The sequence below is a fragment of the Actinomadura sp. WAC 06369 genome, assembly GCF_003947565.1.
In the GTDB taxonomy this organism is placed as follows: Bacteria; Actinomycetota; Actinomycetes; order Streptosporangiales; family Streptosporangiaceae; genus Spirillospora; species Spirillospora rifamycini.
On the sequence record NZ_QHJN01000037.1, the window covers coordinates 1 to 16,714 of the forward strand.

Sequence of the window (16,714 nt, forward strand, 5' to 3'; positions counted from 1 at the left end):
GCCCTGCGGGGGATCGACGCGTTCACCCGTCCCGGGTACGCGCCCCTGAACGCCTACGTGCTCCCGTGGCGCCGGTTCGCCGCCCTCGGCGCCCTCGCCTACGTCGCGTCCCTCGGCTGAGCCGCGTACGCGAGGAGGGCGGCGAACCGGCGCCACGGGAGCACGTAGGCGTTCAGGGGCGCGTACCCGGGACGGGTGAACGCGTCGATCCCCCGCAGGGCATCGGCGGCGGACGCCCGGACGGCGCCGTCCGGGTCCCCGAGCCCCGCGAGGTACGCGCCGGCCGCCGCGCCGAGACGGTCGCGCAGGTCGGCGAGGTCGCGGGCCCGCTCGTCCGCCGCCAGGGACGCGTCCGGGAACGGCAGCCCCCGGAACCAGCGGTGCCGGTCGGCCACGGCCGCGACGAGCCCCAGCCGGGACGGCGCCGTCCGGCCGGGCCAGCGCGGCGTCGCGAACGCCGCCAGGTCGGCGGGCCGCGGCGTCCGGCGGCCCGCGGCCTTCTCGGCGCGGCGGACCGCCGCGAACGCCGCCGTCTCCGCCAGCAGCACCGACCGGCTCGCCTCCAGGACGTCGAGGGCCCGCAGCAGCGCGGGCACGTCGCGGCGGACGTCCGGCAGGGGGCGGGCGACCGCCGTGACGTACGCCCACGTCGCGTTGAAGCCCAGTGGACAGTAGCGGCCGACGGCGCAGCGGAGCGCGGCATGCCGGGCACGCGGGTCCGCCGCCTCGTCGCGGACCCGCCGCGCGTACGTCCCGAAGCCCACCGGGCCATCATGCCGCCTCGGTCAGCGGAAGGCCGCCGCGTTGCGCTCGGCCCACGCGGCGAAGGAGCGCGGCGCGCGGCCGAGGACCTCCGCGACGTGCGGGCTGATCGCGAGCTCCTCGTCCGTCGGCGCGCCCAGGATGTCGAGGGTGCCGTCGGCGACGGGCTCCGGCATGACCTGCGCCAGCCGCGCCCCGGCCTGCGCGCGGGTCAGCTCCGTGAAGGCGAGCTCGACGCCGAGGGCGGCGCCGATCGCCGCGGCCTGCTCCCGCGGGGTGACCGCCGCCGGGCCGGTCAGGACGTACGTGCGCCCGTCGTGCCGCTCGTCCCGCAGCGCGGCGACCGCGACCTCGGCGATGTCGGCGGGGTCGACCAGCGGCAGCCCCACGTCGCCGAACGGGGCCGCGACCGTCCGGTCGGCGCGGACGGTCGGGATGTGGACGAGGGTGTTGGACGCGAAGCCGCCCGGCCGCAGGATCGTCCAGCCGAGCCCGGAGTCGCGGACGGCGTGCTCGAACTCGCGCAGCCGGGCGTGCGAGGCCGCGCGCGGCCTGGTCGCGGACGCCTGCGACGACAGCAGCACCACGCGCCGCACGCCCGCCGCCTCGATCGTCCGGACGAGCCCGCCCGGGTCGCCGGCGCCGGCGAGCAGGTCGCCGGCGGGGCAGAGGAACACCGCGCCGGCCCCGTCCAGCGCGGGACGGAGGGTCTCGGCGTCGGCCAGATCGGCCCGCACCGCCACGGCCCCCGCGGGCGCGTCGGCGATGCGCCGCGACACGGCGGTCACCTTCTCGCCCGCCCCGGTCAGCAGGCGCACCACGGTCCCGCCGACGTTCCCGGTCGCTCCGGTCACCACGATCATGCCGTCTCCTCTGAGTCAGTTGGCTAACTAACTCGGAACCGTAGCACGTTCCCCCGGCTAGGGTTAGTCGGGTGACTGACTCGACCAGGTCCCGGGCGGGCGACAAGCGCCGCCGGCTGTCGGCCGCCGCCGCGCGCGTCCTGCACGAGCAGGGCGTCGAGCGCACCACCATCGCCGACATCGCGAAGGCCGCCGACGTCCCGACCGGGAACGTGTACTACTACTTCAAGACCAAGGACGACCTCGTCCAGGCCGCCCTGCACGAGCACACCGCGAACCTGACCCGGCTCACCGACCGGCTCGACGGACTGCCCGACCCGCTCGACCGCCTCAAGGGCCTGATCGACGCGTGGGTCGGCCGCCGCGACGTCGCCGCCCGCTACGGCTGCCCCACCGGCACCCTCGCCGCCGAACTCGACAAACGCCCCGAAGGCGGACTCGACGTCGAAGCCGCGAAGGCCGTCCGCGTCCTCCTCGACTGGGTCGAACGCCAGTTCCGCGAGCTCGGCCTGCCCGACCCGTCCGGTCTCGCCGTCACGCTCGTCGCCGGGTACCAGGGCATGTCCCTCCTGGCCAACGCGCTCCGCGACCCCGGCATCATGACCCGCGAGGGCGCCCGCCTCACCCGCTGGCTCGACACGCTCCCCGCCCCGGCCGACTGACCGCGCTCACCACCCCGGCGGAAGCTCGGCGGGGCGCCGGGTCCACCACCAGCGGGCCTCCCGCCCCTCGGCCAGCGAGCGCCAGTACTTGCCGAGCTCCTCCCCGCCGTCGTCGAACGTCACCGCGCGGTAGCGGCCGTCGAGCCTCTCCACGCAGCGCCCGACCTTGGCGCGCAGGCCCGCCGACATGGCGTCGAGGAAGTCCTCGATCGCGTTCCTGACGGTGAGGACGTTCAGGTACTCGTACACCATGTAGTAGTCCTGCCGCCGCCAGCCGTCCTCCATGCGCCGGATCAGGTTCTCCCACATGCGCAGGCAGTTGAGGACGCCGTAGACGGGCTCGTCGGCCTGGTGTTTCCGGTCGGCGTTCTCCCGCGCGAGCTGCTGCAGATCGAGCAGCCCGATCCCCTGGACGTCCGCCAGGGTGAGCAGCCGGACCAGACGAGTCACCTCGTCCCGGCTCGCGCTCACGACCCGGCGTCCTCGAACCCGTTCTGGCGCTCGCGTCCGGTATCGAAGTACCTGGTGAGATAGTCGCCGGAGCCGAGGTCGCTGGCGCGCATCAACGAGAACACCTCGGCGCCCTCCGCGAGCGCGTCCTCGGCACCGATGTAGTACGCCTGGGCGAAGTCGAGGTACCGCCCGTCCGCCCCCTCGGCGTACTCCCGAGCCTGGGCCTCGGCCTTCGCGATGGCCTCATCGAACGACGCCGCCCGCCAGACCGTCACGTTCTCCTCGTACAACGCGTCGTCCTGATGCCGCCAACGAAAAACGCAACGAATCCCGTACCAACCCGCCCTATCCATCCACGAACGTCCTTCTCATACCCTGCCCGGCCACCCCGGCCATTCTCCCTTTCGATCACGGGCCCGGGCTCCTTGTTCTTTGTGGCGTGCCCTCGGTTTGCTGCGGGCAGCAAACCGAGGGCGGGTTTTCCTGCTCGGGCGGGGTGATGCCGGTGCTGCGGCGCACGGCCCTCGCCGCCGGGCGGGGTCACGGGCGTGCGGTGATCTTCCAGTGGTGGCCGTCGGGGTCGGTGAAGTGCCCGGCGTACTCGCCCTGGTCCGTCGGGGCGGTGACCTGGGCGCCCGCCGAGCGCGCGGCGTCGAGGAGAGCGTCGACCTCGCCGGGGGACGCGACGGTGTGGGTGAGCACGAGGCCCGAGAACCCGTCGCCGTGCTGGTCGATGCCGACGTCACCGGCCAGGGCCTTGCGGGTCAGCAGGCCCAGCCGGCACGCGCCGCCGGCGACGGCGAAGTCGATGAACTTGTCGCCGTAGTCGTGCTCGGCCTTCATGCCCAGCTTCTCGTAGAACGTCTTGGACGCCTTGGGCTTGGCGACGCCGAGGTAGACGGCGGTCTCGGTCGGCTCCGGGGGATCGGGCACCGGAGCGGTGTCCTTCTTGGTGGCGGCCGCCAGCTTCCACACGGCTCCGTCGGGTGCCTGGTAGGCGGCGGTGAACTCGCCGAACAGCGCCTTCTTGGCGGGCTTGACGACCGTCGCGCCCCGAGCCGCGGCGGCGTCCAGAAGGGCCCTGACCTCGGCGGGCCGCTGGACGATGGACGACAGGACGTAGCCGCGGAAGCCCGAGGCGGCCGGGTCGGCGCCCGTGTCGCCGGCCATGGCTTCCAGGGGTTGGAACGCGAGCCGGCCGGTGCCGTGCAGGTCCAGGCCGGCGGCGGGGCCTTCGCCGGGGGCCGGGCAGGAGAACGCGGAGGCGTAGAAGCCCTGGGCGGCCTCCACCTCCGGTACACCGAGGGTGATGATGTCGATCGAGAGTGCCATGGGATTGCTCTTTCGTGCCGTCGGCGGCCGGTCGGCCTGGGAAGCGGGACGTCAGGGGAGCTGGTTGATGCGGATGAGGTTGCCGGAGGGGTCGCGGAAGGCGCAGTCGCGGATGCCGTAGTCCTGGTCGATGGGTTCCTGGACGACCTCGGCCCCCGCGGCCTGGACGCGGTCGAAGAGCCCGTCGAGGTCGTCGGTGGCCAGCGTGATGGCGGTGTAGACGCCCTTGGCGATCAGCTCGAGGATGGTGGCGCGCTCCTCGTCGGTGATGCCCGGGTCGGCGGCCGGGGGGTGCAGCACGATGGAGGTGCCGGGCCGGCCGGCCGGCCCGACGGTGATCCACCGCATGTCCTCGTACCCGACGTCCTTGCGGACCTCCAAGCCCAGCATGTCGCGGTAGAAGACCAGTGCGGCCTCGAAGTCGGTCTGCGGGAGGAAGGCGTGGTGAACGGTGATGTCCATGACCGTTCACGTTACGCAGGGCTACCGGTCGCGGGCTTCTTGATTCTTGACCGGTCTGGTCACCTGCTTGGCCAGGCACGGCGGGATCCCGGCTCCGGCCTGGGAGTGGTCGCGGCGGTAGGCGCTGGGCGGGACGCCGACCAGCTCGGTGAACCTCGTACTGAAGGTGCCCAGCGAGCCGTAGCCGACCGCGAAGCAGATGTCGGTGACGCTGAGGTCTCCGCGGCGCAGCAGCGTCATCGCGCGTTCGATGCGCCGGGTCATCAGGTACGAGTACGGGGACTCGCCGTAGACGCGGCGGAACTCCCGGCTCAGGTGCCCGACCGACATGTGCGCTCCGCGGGCCAGCGCCTGCACGTTCAGCGGTCTGGCGTACTCGCGGTCGATCCGGTCGCGGACGCGGCGCATCGCGGCGATGTCGCGCAGGGACTGCGCCTCCGCGCGCCCGGAACCCGCATGCGGCTGCGGCCGCGGACCCTCCTCCCGCGGCAGATCCGGGCTCGGGGGCGGCGCCGGGGCCGGGGTTTCGGCGACGTCAGGCTCACCGGTTTCGTCGCAGGCGACCAGCCCGGCGTCCGGGTGACGAAAGGTGGCGCGGGCGGCGCGGTAGTCGGCGGCGACGCGGGCATGCCGATCGGCCAGTTCGGCCATCTGGGCGGCGGCACGGGCCAGTGCCCGGGCCTTGGCGGCGAGTTCGTCCTCCCAGTGACCCGACGCGGCGACGTACTGCTCGACCGCCAGCACCGCCTCCGCGAGGGCGCTCTCGGCGGCCCGGACCTCGCCGTGGCCGTCACCGATGACCCGGTCGCGGAGGTCGGCGGCGGACCGCAGGGCCCGGGCCGCGGTCCGGCGGGCCCGGTAGGCGGCCTGCCGGCACGAGCCGGAGCACCAGGTCGCGGGCCGGCCGGTGCGCCGGAGGGGCGGCACCGCACCGCACACCGGGCACGGGTTCGCGGTACCGCCCGGCGGGTGAACGATCGCTTCGTCCTGCATGGTCATCGGCCCTTACGCGAGGTCGGTGCGGGCATGCGGCGACGGGCACCGGCGGCCGAGCCGACCGACCGGACCCGCTCGTCACGCTATCGTCCCAGCTCACGTCCCTCTTCTAGGCGCCGAAACGACCTTCCCCCTGCGGGGTCTTCCCCTGCGGACGCGCGAACGGTCACGAATCGAGAAGCGCCGGGCCCCCCGGGCGCGGCAGGCTCGGAAACGCAACGCACCGATCCGACCAGGGGAATGACAGTGACCAACGGCTTTTCCGAGCAAGAGCGCGCCGCCATGAAGCAGCGCGCGGCGGAACTGAAGAAGGAGGCCGAGCGCGGGCGCGGCAACAAGGCGGCCGCCGAGGAACTCGACGTGCTCTCCAAGATCGCGGAGATGGAGGCGTCCGATCGCGCGGCGGCCGAACGCATCCACGCCATCGTCACCGCCAACGCCCCCGAGCTGAAGCCGAAGCTGTGGTACGGGCAGCCGGCCTACGCCCGGAAGGGGAAGGTCCTCTGCTTCTTCCGCAGCGGGCACGTGGACAAGGAGCGCTACTCGACCTTCGGCTTCACCCCCGAAGCCGGCCTCGACGACGGCGACGGCCTGTGGCCCACCTCCTACGCCGTCACCCTGCCGACAGAGCAGGCCGAGCAAGCGATCGCCGCCCTGGTCAAGCGGGCCGTGAGCTGAGACGTGCGAGCCCGCCGGCGCACGCGCGCCGACGGCGTCACACGGCGACGACGCCCACTCCCGTTCATCGCAGTCGAACGGCCACCAAAGCACGGGGAGGGGGATTATTGCTGCCACCCCCGCTTCCGTTCCTCGGGCCGTGAACGGCCCTGCGGTACGGGTCCGGGTTGCCCTCGAATGAGTTCGGTGCAGGAGCAGCGTTCATCCGGATGCGCTACCAGCAGTCGGGGAACATCCGGTGCTTGAGAAGCTTGTCTACCTGTTCGGCCGCCGCCTTGGCATCTCCGCAGGGGAACAGGTAACCATGCCGCCCCCGCGCAGCTTCGTGATAGCCCCACATCCCGTGCGGAGTCGCCAGCACGTTGACCACGAGGCCGACGTCATCCGCGGCACCGCTCGCGTAGATCCACAGCAGCGGAACGGGGACCGGGAACTCCTGAGGCCGATACAGACGGACGAAGCGCCACCCCCGAGGCTCCAAGGCGGTGGCGAGGAGGTCTAGGTACCGCACCGCGATTGCATGGCCCCGCCGGGTGCGCCACCGCAAGACGTACTTCTCCGCACGGTTCACCACAGGGCGCAGGCCGCCCATACGATCTTCCCGCCTTCCGTGATCGGGCGCGTGCCCCAGGCCCGCACCATCTCCGACATCAGCAGCAACCCACGTCCCGAGGTCAGGTCCGCGCTCTCCGGCTGGACGGCCGGGAGGCCCGGTCCCTGGTCCCACACTTCGATCACGGCCAGGCCCTCACGGGCGTCCGGGAAGACCCGCACGATGATTTTTCCGGCGCCGTGCAGGTAGGCGTTGGTGACCAGCTCGCAGACCACGAGCCGCCCCACGTAGTCGGATTCGGCGCCCCAGTTGCGGAACTGCTCGGCGAGGAAGGCCCGCGCCAGGCTCGGCGCGCGGTCGGTCGGTTCGAGGATGAGAGTCGGGATCTCGGGCGCTGACATGGGCATCGCTACGACCTCTCGAACGTGAAGGTTGGTGATTAGCGATCCTGAGGGCACGGAGCGTGACGGTGGACTCGGTACCACCGACGCGACTTGAGGCCGGTCCTGTTACGAATACGGAGCGGCGCGAACGCGGCGCGTAGCCTAGATTCATGGATCAGACAGAACAGAGCCCCCCACCGGCGTTCTGGTCCACACCTGCCGTCGCGGCAGCTCTCGCGAGCTGCGACATCCCCACGCTCTTGGACGAGGTACGCCGTGCGCGTGGCTGGACGCAGGCGGACTTGGCAACGGCGGTGGGTTACTCCCAAAGCTGGGTATCGAAGGTGCTCCGGCGCACGCAGCCGCTCACACTCGACCAGGTCAGGGAGATAGTGCGCCGACTCGGAATCCCGCTTCAGCTACTCCGGTTCGGCGACGGAGGAGGTGACGATCCCACGGACCGCCGAGAGTTCGGCAAGGCAGTCGCCCTTGCCATGCTTCCCATCCCCGCACGCGCCGAGACGGACGAGACCACGGCGCCGACGTTGACCGCGATCACAGGTAGTCAGCGGCGCCTGGACGCGACGACGCCCGCCCGTGAACTCGCTCGTGGGGTCGTCGCCCACGTCGAGATGGCCGATCAGCGCTACAGCCGGACAGGACGTTCCCCGTTCGCCACCGACATCGCCGCAGCAGTCAGCGAGGCCGCCGGGTTCGCCGCATGGCTGCATGCGGACATGCACGACATCGGGACCGCGCGGACGTACTACCGCATGGCCGTCGACCGTGCCCGCCGAGCAGGACACGACTTGCTCAGCGCCTACATGCTCGGCAGCCTCGCAGCGTTCGAGATCGACGCCGACGACCCCGATCTCGGCCTTGCGCTCGTCGCCGAGGCACGCAAGCAGATCGGCCCGCGTGCGCACTCGACACCACGCGCGTGGCTCTCGTCCATCGAGGCTCTCGCCCACGCCAGCATGCAGCGGGAAGACAGCAGCACCGAAGCCCTGTTGGCAGCGGATCAGGCCGTCGGCAAGAACGGCATGTCCGCGCCGCCTTGGCCGTGGGTGTTCCCGTTCGATGACGCGAAGCTCGCCGGATACCGGGCTCTGGTCTCCGTACGACTCAACCAGCCGAGTCCCGCTCTGGCCGCATTCGCCGAGTCCCTCACCAGCGCGCAGCCAGCGCCCAAGCAGCGAGCCGCCGTCATGCTGGAGGTGGCCACCGCCGTCCGGCAAGGCGGAGAACTCGACCACGACGCGAGCCAGGTGGACGAGGCGTTCCGGCTCGGCTGCGACGCGCTGAAGATCGGCGCGACGTACTCGTCAGAACGAGTCATCCAGCGAGCCCGCAGGTTCCGGCGCGACTACCGAGGCCCGCAGACCGCCAAGGTTCGCGAGTTCGACCGGTACCTACGATCAACCCTCATCTAAGGAAGCCAGCCTTGCCACGCATCGCGATCTCCGGCCACCGAGGCATGCCCAACGAAACCGAGCGCCTCGTTGACGAGGCCATCCGGGAGATGCTCGTCCCGCTTGGGGAGGGCACGACCGGACTGTCCTGTCTGGCGGACGGAGCGGATCAGATCTTCGCCCGCGCCGTCCTGGACCACGGCGGAGCCATCGAGGTCATCATTCCCGCCCAGCAGTACCGGGAAGGACTCCCCGCAGATGCCCACGCGGAGTACGACCGGGTTCTGTCGGTCGCGCGCGAGGTTCACCGGCTCGACTTCATCGAGTCCGACTCCGAAGCCCACATGGCCGCAAGCGCCTACATGCTCGACCACGCCGACGAGCTGTGGGCGGTGTGGGACGGGCAGCCCGCACGAGGCTACGGCGGCACGGCCGATGTCGTCGCCTACGCCCGCGAACGCGACATCCCCGTCCGGGTCATCTGGCCGGACGGGGCACGGCGCGACTGACTTACTCGACCGGAGCCACACCCACCGGGCAGGACAGGCCGGTTCCGCCGATACCGCAGTAGCCGTTCGGGTTCTTACTGTCCGAGAGGTACTGCTGGTGGTAGTCGTCAGTACACATAGACCGAGACCGAACGGTAAGGACTGGCCCAGTCATACGGCGACCACCTTGACGGACTTCCCGCAAAGGGTCGTCATGTCATCCTCATCGGAAGTCAGAAGGATCACGGGCCTCGGAGCCTGGAGCGCTGTGGACGCGACGACCGCGTCGATCGCGTACTTGTGCCCGTGAAGCCGGTGAGCGCGAAGCAGGTCGATGGCGGCCATGCTGATCTCTTCGGTGACCGGTTCGATGCGGAGCCTGGACAGATACCAGCGAAGCCTGTCCGGCCTGGTCCGAACGTCCTGGGCTTCGATCGGAGTGAGCGCACTGACCACTACGCGAAAGTCGCTCTCCTGAGCTTCGCGGACCAGAGCCGTGACGCGTTGGTCGGCCTGGCACCACTTGACCAGTCCTTCGCAGTCGAGGACGAGCGTGCCCGCGCTCAACCTGCTTCGTGACCGGCCCACTCAGCGCCCTCCTGCAACTCGGGCGCCGCCTTGACGGCACGGAAGAGATCTGCGGCTTCGTCGCGCAGCGCCTGCGGGATCGGTCCTGAAGCGTTCTCATTGGCCTGGAGCGCCTCCTCGAGCAGGTCCCGCTCTATCTGGCGCTCGACTGCGGCATCGACATAGGCGGAGAACCCACGTCTTCCCACCCGTTCACGGACAGCGCGAATGTTCCCGGCTCTCAGCGAGACGCTCGCCTTCACCGCCGGACCTTCGCCCAGCCCGAACTCCTTCTCCTCCGCAGCCATGCCCTCAGTTTACTACCTCGAGTAGCAAACCGAGGGCGGTCGTCGTCACTCGGCGGGGGCTACACCCACCGGGCAGGACAGGCCGGTTCCGCCGATGCCGCAGTAGCCGTTCGGGTTCTTACTGTCCGAGAGGTACTGCTGGTGGTAGTCCTCGGCGAAGTAGAAGTCGGTCGCGGCGGTGATCTCGGTGGTGATCGGGCCGTAGCCGGCGGACGTGAGGACGGGCTGGTAGGCGTCGCGGGAGGCTTCGGCGGCGGCGCGCTGGGCGTCGTCGCGGTAGAAGATCGCGGAGCGGTACTGGGTGCCGACGTCGTTGCCCTGGCGCATGCCCTGGGTGGGGTCGTGGGCCTCCCAGAACACGCGAAGGAGCTCGGTGAAGGTGATCTGGGACGGGTCGTAGACGACGCGGACGGTCTCGGTGTGGCCGGTGAGGCCGCTGCAGACCTCTTCGTAGGTGGGGTTGGGCGTGTAGCCGCCCTCGTAGCCGGCGGCGGTGGAGACGACGCCGGGGGTCTGCCAGAACTTGCGTTCGGCGCCCCAGAAGCAGCCGAGGGCGAACTCGGCGATCTCGACGCCGTCCGGGTAGGGCGGGGCGAGGGGGGCGTCCAGGACGTCGTGGCGCGGCGGCACCGGGATGGGCTCGTCCCGGCCGGGCAGCGCCTTCTCCGGGGTGACCATCTGGGTCTTGGCTAGGCCGAACATGCTTTCAGGTTAGCTCTTCGGAGCGGAGGTCAGCGGCTCCTCTGGAGCGGATGCGCGCGAGCGGCTAAAGTGCCGGGCGTCACATTTCGATCCGAGGAGTTTCGTTGCGCGTGCTCAGCGTCACTGTCCTGGGGGGCGCCCTCATCGCCGCGGGGTTGGCGGTGCCCGCCGCGGGCGAGGCCACGACCGGTGAGCGCGGCGGCGTGACGGTGGATCCCGGGATGGCGCGGCCCGGGGACGAGGTGAAGGTCTCGGTGCCCGGGTGCGGCGGGGGGACGGTGTCGTCCCCGGCGTTCGCTCAGGTGCGGCTGGACGAGGGCGCGGGGACGGCGGTCGTGCGGGCGGGGGCCGAGTCCGGCACGCACGCGGTGCGGGTGCGGTGCGGCGACCGGACGTACGGCGGCGACTTCCGGGTGACGAGCCGGCTCACGTGGCCGCCGCTGCTCCCGAGCCGCTGACGGGCCCGGGAGCGGCGGCGCGCGGTCAGTCCTCCGCGTCCGGCTCGGCGTCCGGCGTGCCGCCGGCGTCGGCGCGGCCCTGCTGGGTGCCGCGCTGGTAGGAGCCGAAGATCCGGCGGACGTCCTCGGGGTCGCGCATGTCCGCCGGTTCGGCGTCCGGGACCGGCTCTTCCGCGGGCGCCGCCGGGGTGCGGAGGGCCGGGACGAGGTTCTCCTGGGGGCGGCGGACGGGGAGTCCGTTGGGCGTCGCCTCGATCTCGAGCGTCTGCGACGGTTCGGCCGCCTGCCCGTCCGGCGCGTCGTCCCCGTCGGGGGCGGTGCCGTTCGCGGGGGCCGCCGGCCGCTCGGCCTCGTCGTCGGGGCGCGGTTCCTCGACGACGGCGGTGAGCGCCGGGCCGGGACGCTCCTTGCGGAGCGGGGCCACGTTGCCGCGCGGCTCCCGCACCGGGGCGGGACCGGCGGGCGCCCCCACGGGGACGGGGTCCGGGCGGGTGGCGTCGCGGGTGTCCTCGTCGGGCTGCTCGGGGTCCTGCTCGTGCAGGAGCTTGTTCGGGATGAGGACGACCGCCGTCACGCCCCCGTAGGGGCTCTTCTTGAGCGTGACCGTGATGTCGTGGTGGCGGGCCCGGATCGCGACGACGAAGTGGCCGAGCTGGGCCTGCTCGCCCGCGCTGAACTGGGCGGTGAGGAATTCGGGCGACTGCGCGAGGAAGGTGTTGATGCGCTCGATCTGGTCGTCGCTGAGGCCGAGGCCGCGGTCGTCGATGGTCACCGCGATGCCCCGCGCGGTGACGTCGCTCTCGATGTCGACGGTGTGCGGCGAGTAGCTCACCGCGTTGTCGATCAGCTCGGCGAAGAGGCTGACGGTGTCGCCGATGGCGTAGCCGCTGATGCGGTGGGCGCTGATCCGCCGGAGGTTGACGCGCTCGTAGCCCTCGACCTGCCCGACGGCGGCGCGGATGACGTCGATGAGCGGCGCCGACGCGCGGGCGCGCTGCACGGTGCGGCCGCCGGCCAGGACGATCAGGTTGTCGACGTACCGCTGGCCCCGCACGGTGAGCTGGTCGAGCTGGAACAGCTCCTTCAGCTGCCGCAGGTCGATGTCCTGCCGCTTCTCCATGGCGTCGACCAGGTTGAGCTGCTGCGCCATCATGACGCGGGTGCGCTGCGCCAGGTTCAGCAGGATCTTCCGGGACGCCTCCCGCTGCGCCGCCTGGCCCGCGGCGGCGCTGATCGCGGCTTCCTGGACGGCGTTGAACGCCTGGCCGACCTGGCCGATCTCGTCGGTGCCGAACTGCAGCGGCGGCGCCTCGGCCGCGATGTCCACCTGCTCGCCGGCCGACAGCCGCGCCATGACGTCGGGGAGCCGCTGCCCGGCGAGGTCCTGGGCGGCGTCCCGCAGCCGGTTGAGCTGCTGCAGGAGCTGCCGGGCGGCGGTGAACGCCAGCGCGAGGCAGGCGGCGACCGCCAGGGCGCCGAGGACGGCGGCGCCCGCCCACTGCCCCGCCACCATGTAGCCGATCGGGGCGGCGCGCTCGACGACCGCGTCACCGCCGACGTCGATGGCCTGGTCGATCTGGGTGAGCACCGGCTTGGTCGCGGCCCGCCACTGCGGGGCGGTGACGCCCACCCGGCCGCGGGCGCCCTGCCGCTGGAGCACCTGGCTCTCGAGCTCCTGCAGCGTGCCGTACGCGGCGCCGCCGCGCAGGCCGTCGAGGTTGCGGCGGTCGCCCGCGGGAAGCTGCCGGTACGCCTGCTGCTCGGCGTTCGTCCGCAGCGACACGGCCTGGGCGAACTCGATGAACTCGCCGGACGAGCGGAACCGGCCCTCCGCGAGGACGCCCCCCAGCATCGCGTCCTCGCGGGCGAGCATCTCGCGGGCGCGGGTCAGCTCGATCAGCGCGCGGCCGTCCGCGGAGATCTCCGGGTCGGACAGTTCGGCCGCGGCGGAGTTGATGAGCAGCGCCGCGTCGATCGTCTCGTTGAAGGACCGCATGGCGGGGCCGCGGTCGACGGTGCCCGCGTCGATGGCGGCGCGCGTCTCCGAGAGGGCGTTCAGCTCGCGGCCGGTGGCGGCGACGTACTGCTTGATCTTGTCGCCGGGCGCGTCGGGCGCGGTCTCGCGCCACTGCTCGACCGTCCGGTCGGTGTGGGCGCGGCGCTCCTGGAGTTCGGCGGCCGCGGCGGCCTGCCTGCCGCTGCCGAGGAAGACCATGGAGGCGCGCCGCTCGTCCTGGAGGACGTTGATCAGCGTCTTGGTCGGACGGCCCGCGGTCGAGTCGCGCTTCCCCGTCTGCAGGAGGTCGTATCCCTCCTGGGTGGTCACCCACGCGGCGAACACCCAGAGCGCCACCAGAGAACTCATCATGAACACGATCCGGGCCCGCAGCCGGATGTTGCGGGGCCGGTCCCGGCGGGCGGCGAACGGCAGGCTCAAACGCATCAAGAAGTCCTCAGACGATGATTCGGGGGGCGCCCCATATCGCCGTCCACGGCGACTGGGCGGCTCTCAGGCCACGATTGGCACGCAGAGCACCTTAGCAACGGACGGTTTCTGAGGAATCGCGTATCACCACACTTCTGTGGTGATACGTCCGCAGCAACGCCGTCCGTCCGTCTGTCGGCGTGCGGACGGCGCCGTACGGCCGCGGGCTCGGCACACCCGCCGCTTCGCGGGAAAAATAGCGAAAAAGGCAAGTATCGGCAGGTCAGCGCCGTACATCTGCGTGTTCGCGGAAATTCGCCGGCGCATCGCCGAGGGCACCCCGGCACGCCGCCTCGGCATGCGCGGTGACGACTTCCGGTGTCACAGGGAGCCCCAGTAGTCGTGCCCCCGCCCATAGAAGTCGCGACTCCACTGGAACTGCTGCGACAGATAGTTCGCACCTTGCGGGCAGTCCCGGCGCAGCGGCGCCAGGATCCGCTCGGTCTCGTCGGCGAGGTCGCCGATGCGCGCCTTGACGGCCTCCGCCGGGACGCCGAGCGCCACGGCGTTGATGTCGTTCCAGACGGTCTCGCGGTCGCCCGTCGCCAGGTCGTTGAGGAGCCGCAGCGCGCACTGGACGACCCGGCCGGCGCGCCGCAGGACGTCCAGATGCGCGAAGACCGCGGCGTCTCCGGTGGCGATCCAGTGCGCCGCGTTCACCCAGGCCGACCCGAAGTTGTCCGCGATGGCGAGGTACCCGTCGAGGGTCGTCGGGACGGGGTCGCCGTCGTCGGCCGCGGCCGGGGGCGCGCCCCCGGCCCCGAGGCGCGCCTTCCACTGCCATTCGCGCCGCATCGCCTGGAGCATCCGCAGCAGTTCCTCGCGCCACACCGGCTCGTACTCGGCGAACGCGAGGGACGAGGCCGCCAGGTCGTCGCGCAGCTCGGCGAGGAACCGGGTGAGGGGGTCGACCGGGGGGCGCCCGTCGGCCACCGCGGCGCACCGCTCGACGATGCCGGCGACCTCGGCGGCCTCGGTCGCCCGGTGGTCCACCAGCCAGTCCACGGCGAAGATCCACAGCGAGGTCCGCGCGGACGTCCGCAGTTCGTCCGCCGTGTGCCAGGGCGCGCCGTACGCGATGGCCTTGCTGAGCCGTCCGGCCACCGGCCCCATCGGGGACGCCGGGAACAGCTCCGGGTGGGCGGCCATGCGCGCGCTCAGGTCCCGCTCGACCTCGGGGGCGAGGCGGGCGGCGTCCCGCGCCAGGTCCGCGCCGAGCGGGCGGCCGCGCACTGTGATCTCCACCGATCACCTTTCCGTCGACGTGGGGGCGTGGGCTTCAGCGGGGGGTGAGGACGAGCTGGACGGGCTCGCTCGGCTGGAGCGTGAGGCTCAGTTTCGGGTCGACGTCCCCCTGGACGGCCACCCGGTAGCGGCGCAGGACGCTCGCCACGATGAGCGTCGCCTCCTGGGCGAAGAACGCCTGCCCGAGGCACTGGTGGACGCCGTCGCCGAACGGCAGGTAGGCGAGCGGGTGCCGCGCCCGGACCCGCTCCTTGGCGAACCGGTCCGGGTCGAACTCGAGGGGCCGTTCCCAGAACTCCTCCAGCCGGTGGGTCAGGTAGGGGCTGATCGCCAGCGTGGAGCCCGCGGGGATCTCGACCTCACCGATGACGTCGTCCCGCAGGGCCGTCCGCGGCACCGCCCACCCGACGGAGTAGATGCGCAGCACCTCGTCCAGGACCTGCTGCGTGTAGGTCAGCGCCCGGATGTGCTCGCGGCGCAGGGGCTCGCCGCCCACCACCCGGTCGACCTCGTCGGTGACGGCCGCGGCGACGTGCGGGTGCCGGGCCAGCGCGGCCCAGATCCAGGTGAGCGCGATGGCGCTGGACTCGGACCCGGCGACGAACAGGGCGATGATGTCCTGGCACACCTGCTCGTCGGTGAGCGGGCGCCCGTCGGCGCCCGTGCCGTTCAGCAGCAGCGTCACCACGTCGCGGCCGTCCAGCCGCCCGTTCCGCGCGGAGCTCACGACGGGCCCGAGGATCTCGTTGACCGTGCGCGTCGCCCGGTTGAACCGGCGGTCGCCCGGCACCGGGACCGCGTGCGGCATGAACGGCATCGCCATGCGCCACAGCAGGCTGCCCATCGCGGTGGCGATCGCCTCGCCGAGCCGGTCGCCCTCCTCGTCGGGCACCAGCGACCCGAAGAAGACCGGGTTGATGACCCGCTGCACGACCCGGGTCATCTCCACGCCCGCGTCGACCGGACGGCCGGGGCCGCTGCGGCGGCCGAGGTCCTCGACGGCGCCGTCGATCGAGGAGATCATCTGCTCGCTCATCGCGGCGAGGTAGCGGCCGGAGAAGGCGTTGCGCAGGATCTCCCGGGACGCCGCCCACTGCTCGCCCTCGCCGCCGATGCCGTCGCCGGTGAGGCGGCCGAGCGCCCGCCACATCGCCGCGCCGCGCGGGTAGTTGTCCCGGTGGTCGCGCAGGATGTGCTGCAGGTCGTCGGGGTGGGTGACCAGGAAGGGCCGGAACGGCCCCAGGTTCAGGCGGGTGATCGACCCGTCCGCGTCCCGTCCGATCGAGTCGAGCAGGTGCAGCGGGCCGCCGCGGCGCAGTCGTGCGGCCACCCGGCGCATGGGCATCTTGACGACGGGACGATCCGGTTGGAAGGCACGGGAACCGTGGGCGGAGTCCGTGGTGATCGACATGACGCGATGCCCTCCCGGGCGGTGAAGGTCGGACGGCTCGGACCGGAGGACGCCGGGGCACGCGGGTCGCCCGCCCGGCGGCTCGGACCACCGAGACCGACACCCGAGACCCCTATATACCGGGCAATCGGCACATAGTTCGCCTCAGCGGCCTCCCCAGCGAGCACGCAACACAATCGGGACAAACAACGTGATCTTGCCCCGAAGTATCACATACCCCTCGCTACCCGTACAAGATCGTCAGTCGCCACTGTTTCACGCCTCACAGGTAAGTTCCACTCCAGTGCGCGCCTTTGTAAGGACCGGCGCACCCAATGCTCGGAGGAGGCGCGAACGGCGCCGGCGGCGGACGCCGAGCCGCCCCGGAGTGACGTCGAACACATCGCGTCCAGAGTCTGAAAGCTCGACTTTTCCCTTGATCTGACCCGGCCGTCACCATTCCAGTGCGAGTTATTTGTCCGTTTTGTCACGTTCCTTGGCCTACCATCAGGGCG

General features: G+C 71.8%; 20 protein-coding genes and 1 pseudogene. 5 read left to right on the forward strand and 16 right to left on the reverse strand.

Features of this window, described 5'->3' with window-relative positions:
• Positions 1 to 98: 98 nt before the first annotated feature.
• Together DMH08_RS12775 and DMH08_RS12780 are read right to left on the reverse strand one after the other, a co-directional pair.
• Positions 99 to 764, reverse strand: coding sequence for a hypothetical protein (locus DMH08_RS12775; protein WP_125613995.1), 666 nt, complete (start codon positions 762 to 764; stop codon positions 99 to 101).
• 21 nt (positions 765 to 785) lie between these two features.
• Entirely contained in the window at positions 786 to 1,625 is an 840-nt protein-coding gene (locus DMH08_RS12780; protein ID WP_125613998.1) for an SDR family oxidoreductase, read from the reverse strand.
• A 71-nt stretch (positions 1,626 to 1,696) separates the two neighbouring features.
• On the opposite strand from DMH08_RS12780, the gene DMH08_RS12785 reads away from it, so the two are divergent.
• Positions 1,697 to 2,287, forward strand: coding sequence for a TetR/AcrR family transcriptional regulator (locus DMH08_RS12785; protein WP_125614001.1), 591 nt, complete (start codon positions 1,697 to 1,699; stop codon positions 2,285 to 2,287).
• Between the two features lie 6 nt (positions 2,288 to 2,293).
• Here the strand turns inward: DMH08_RS12785 and DMH08_RS12790 are convergent, their stop codons facing one another.
• The 5 genes from DMH08_RS12790 to DMH08_RS12810 form a co-directional block, all read right to left on the reverse strand.
• Entirely contained in the window at positions 2,294 to 2,758 is a 465-nt protein-coding gene (locus DMH08_RS12790) for a hypothetical protein (protein WP_125614004.1), read from the reverse strand.
• Positions 2,755 to 3,030 carry a hypothetical protein gene (locus DMH08_RS12795; RefSeq protein ID WP_199747762.1) on the reverse strand — a complete coding sequence of 92 codons (276 nt, stop codon included), beginning with the start codon at positions 3,028 to 3,030 and terminating at the stop codon, positions 2,755 to 2,757. The genes DMH08_RS12790 and DMH08_RS12795 overlap by 4 nt, the downstream gene beginning before the upstream one ends.
• A gap of 250 nt (positions 3,031 to 3,280) precedes the next feature.
• Positions 3,281 to 4,072, reverse strand: coding sequence for a VOC family protein (locus DMH08_RS12800; RefSeq protein ID WP_125614011.1), 792 nt, complete (start codon positions 4,070 to 4,072; stop codon positions 3,281 to 3,283).
• Between the two features lie 51 nt (positions 4,073 to 4,123).
• Complete coding sequence (locus DMH08_RS12805; protein WP_026404286.1) at positions 4,124 to 4,534, reverse strand: VOC family protein; 411 nt, start codon at positions 4,532 to 4,534, stop codon at positions 4,124 to 4,126.
• A gap of 21 nt (positions 4,535 to 4,555) precedes the next feature.
• A complete protein-coding gene (locus DMH08_RS12810) occupies positions 4,556 to 4,942 on the reverse strand; it encodes a helix-turn-helix transcriptional regulator (RefSeq protein ID WP_051301165.1) in 387 nt (128 codons plus the stop codon).
• A gap of 828 nt (positions 4,943 to 5,770) precedes the next feature.
• Here DMH08_RS12810 and DMH08_RS12815 point away from each other — a divergent pair.
• Positions 5,771 to 6,208: an iron chaperone gene (locus tag DMH08_RS12815; protein WP_125614014.1), complete on the forward strand. Its 438-nt coding sequence runs from the start codon at positions 5,771 to 5,773 to the stop codon at positions 6,206 to 6,208.
• 214 nt (positions 6,209 to 6,422) lie between these two features.
• Here DMH08_RS12815 and DMH08_RS12820 read toward each other — a convergent pair whose 3' ends face one another.
• Both DMH08_RS12820 and DMH08_RS12825 read right to left on the reverse strand, forming a co-directional pair.
• Positions 6,423 to 6,800 carry a hypothetical protein gene (locus tag DMH08_RS12820; protein ID WP_026403337.1) on the reverse strand — a complete coding sequence of 126 codons (378 nt, stop codon included), beginning with the start codon at positions 6,798 to 6,800 and terminating at the stop codon, positions 6,423 to 6,425.
• Positions 6,776 to 7,168 carry an ATP-binding protein gene (locus DMH08_RS12825; RefSeq protein ID WP_125614016.1) on the reverse strand — a complete coding sequence of 131 codons (393 nt, stop codon included), beginning with the start codon at positions 7,166 to 7,168 and terminating at the stop codon, positions 6,776 to 6,778. Before DMH08_RS12825 ends, DMH08_RS12820 begins: the two co-directional genes overlap by 25 nt.
• Positions 7,169 to 7,314: 146 nt before the next feature.
• On the opposite strand from DMH08_RS12825, the gene DMH08_RS12830 reads away from it, so the two are divergent.
• Together DMH08_RS12830 and DMH08_RS12835 are read left to right on the forward strand one after the other, a co-directional pair.
• Positions 7,315 to 8,577, forward strand: coding sequence for a helix-turn-helix domain-containing protein (locus tag DMH08_RS12830; protein ID WP_125614019.1), 1,263 nt, complete (start codon positions 7,315 to 7,317; stop codon positions 8,575 to 8,577).
• A gap of 11 nt (positions 8,578 to 8,588) precedes the next feature.
• A complete protein-coding gene (locus tag DMH08_RS12835; RefSeq protein WP_125614022.1) occupies positions 8,589 to 9,065 on the forward strand; it encodes a hypothetical protein in 477 nt (158 codons plus the stop codon).
• A 1-nt stretch (position 9,066) separates the two neighbouring features.
• Here the strand turns inward: DMH08_RS12835 and DMH08_RS41590 are convergent.
• The 4 genes and pseudogenes from DMH08_RS41590 to msrA form a co-directional block, all read right to left on the reverse strand.
• A pseudogene (locus tag DMH08_RS41590) lies at positions 9,067 to 9,168 on the reverse strand (peptide-methionine (S)-S-oxide reductase MsrA); the annotation flags it as partial.
• A 47-nt stretch (positions 9,169 to 9,215) separates the two neighbouring features.
• Positions 9,216 to 9,611, reverse strand: a complete 396-nt coding sequence (locus tag DMH08_RS12845) for a PIN domain-containing protein (protein ID WP_199747763.1) — start codon at positions 9,609 to 9,611, stop codon at positions 9,216 to 9,218.
• Positions 9,608 to 9,919 carry a hypothetical protein gene (locus tag DMH08_RS12850; protein ID WP_125614034.1) on the reverse strand — a complete coding sequence of 104 codons (312 nt, stop codon included), beginning with the start codon at positions 9,917 to 9,919 and terminating at the stop codon, positions 9,608 to 9,610. The genes DMH08_RS12845 and DMH08_RS12850 overlap by 4 nt, the downstream gene beginning before the upstream one ends.
• 45 nt (positions 9,920 to 9,964) lie before the next feature.
• On the reverse strand, positions 9,965 to 10,621 hold the full coding sequence (msrA, locus tag DMH08_RS12855; protein ID WP_125614038.1) for a peptide-methionine (S)-S-oxide reductase MsrA: 657 nt from the start codon (positions 10,619 to 10,621) through the stop codon (positions 9,965 to 9,967).
• Between the two features lie 110 nt (positions 10,622 to 10,731).
• Between msrA and DMH08_RS12860 the strand changes: the two genes are divergently transcribed.
• Positions 10,732 to 11,079, forward strand: coding sequence for a hypothetical protein (locus DMH08_RS12860; protein ID WP_125614041.1), 348 nt, complete (start codon positions 10,732 to 10,734; stop codon positions 11,077 to 11,079).
• A gap of 25 nt (positions 11,080 to 11,104) precedes the next feature.
• Here DMH08_RS12860 and DMH08_RS12865 read toward each other — a convergent pair whose 3' ends face one another.
• The 3 genes from DMH08_RS12865 to DMH08_RS12875 form a co-directional block, all read right to left on the reverse strand.
• On the reverse strand, positions 11,105 to 13,522 hold the full coding sequence (locus DMH08_RS12865; protein ID WP_125614044.1) for a sensor histidine kinase: 2,418 nt from the start codon (positions 13,520 to 13,522) through the stop codon (positions 11,105 to 11,107).
• 363 nt (positions 13,523 to 13,885) lie between these two features.
• The gene (locus DMH08_RS12870) at positions 13,886 to 14,809 is read right to left on the reverse strand and encodes a terpene synthase family protein (protein WP_125614047.1); all 924 of its coding nucleotides are present in this window, start codon (positions 14,807 to 14,809) and stop codon (positions 13,886 to 13,888) included.
• A gap of 34 nt (positions 14,810 to 14,843) precedes the next feature.
• The gene (locus DMH08_RS12875; RefSeq protein ID WP_233617561.1) at positions 14,844 to 16,148 is read right to left on the reverse strand and encodes a cytochrome P450; all 1,305 of its coding nucleotides are present in this window, start codon (positions 16,146 to 16,148) and stop codon (positions 14,844 to 14,846) included.
• Positions 16,149 to 16,714: the final 566 nt, after the last annotated feature.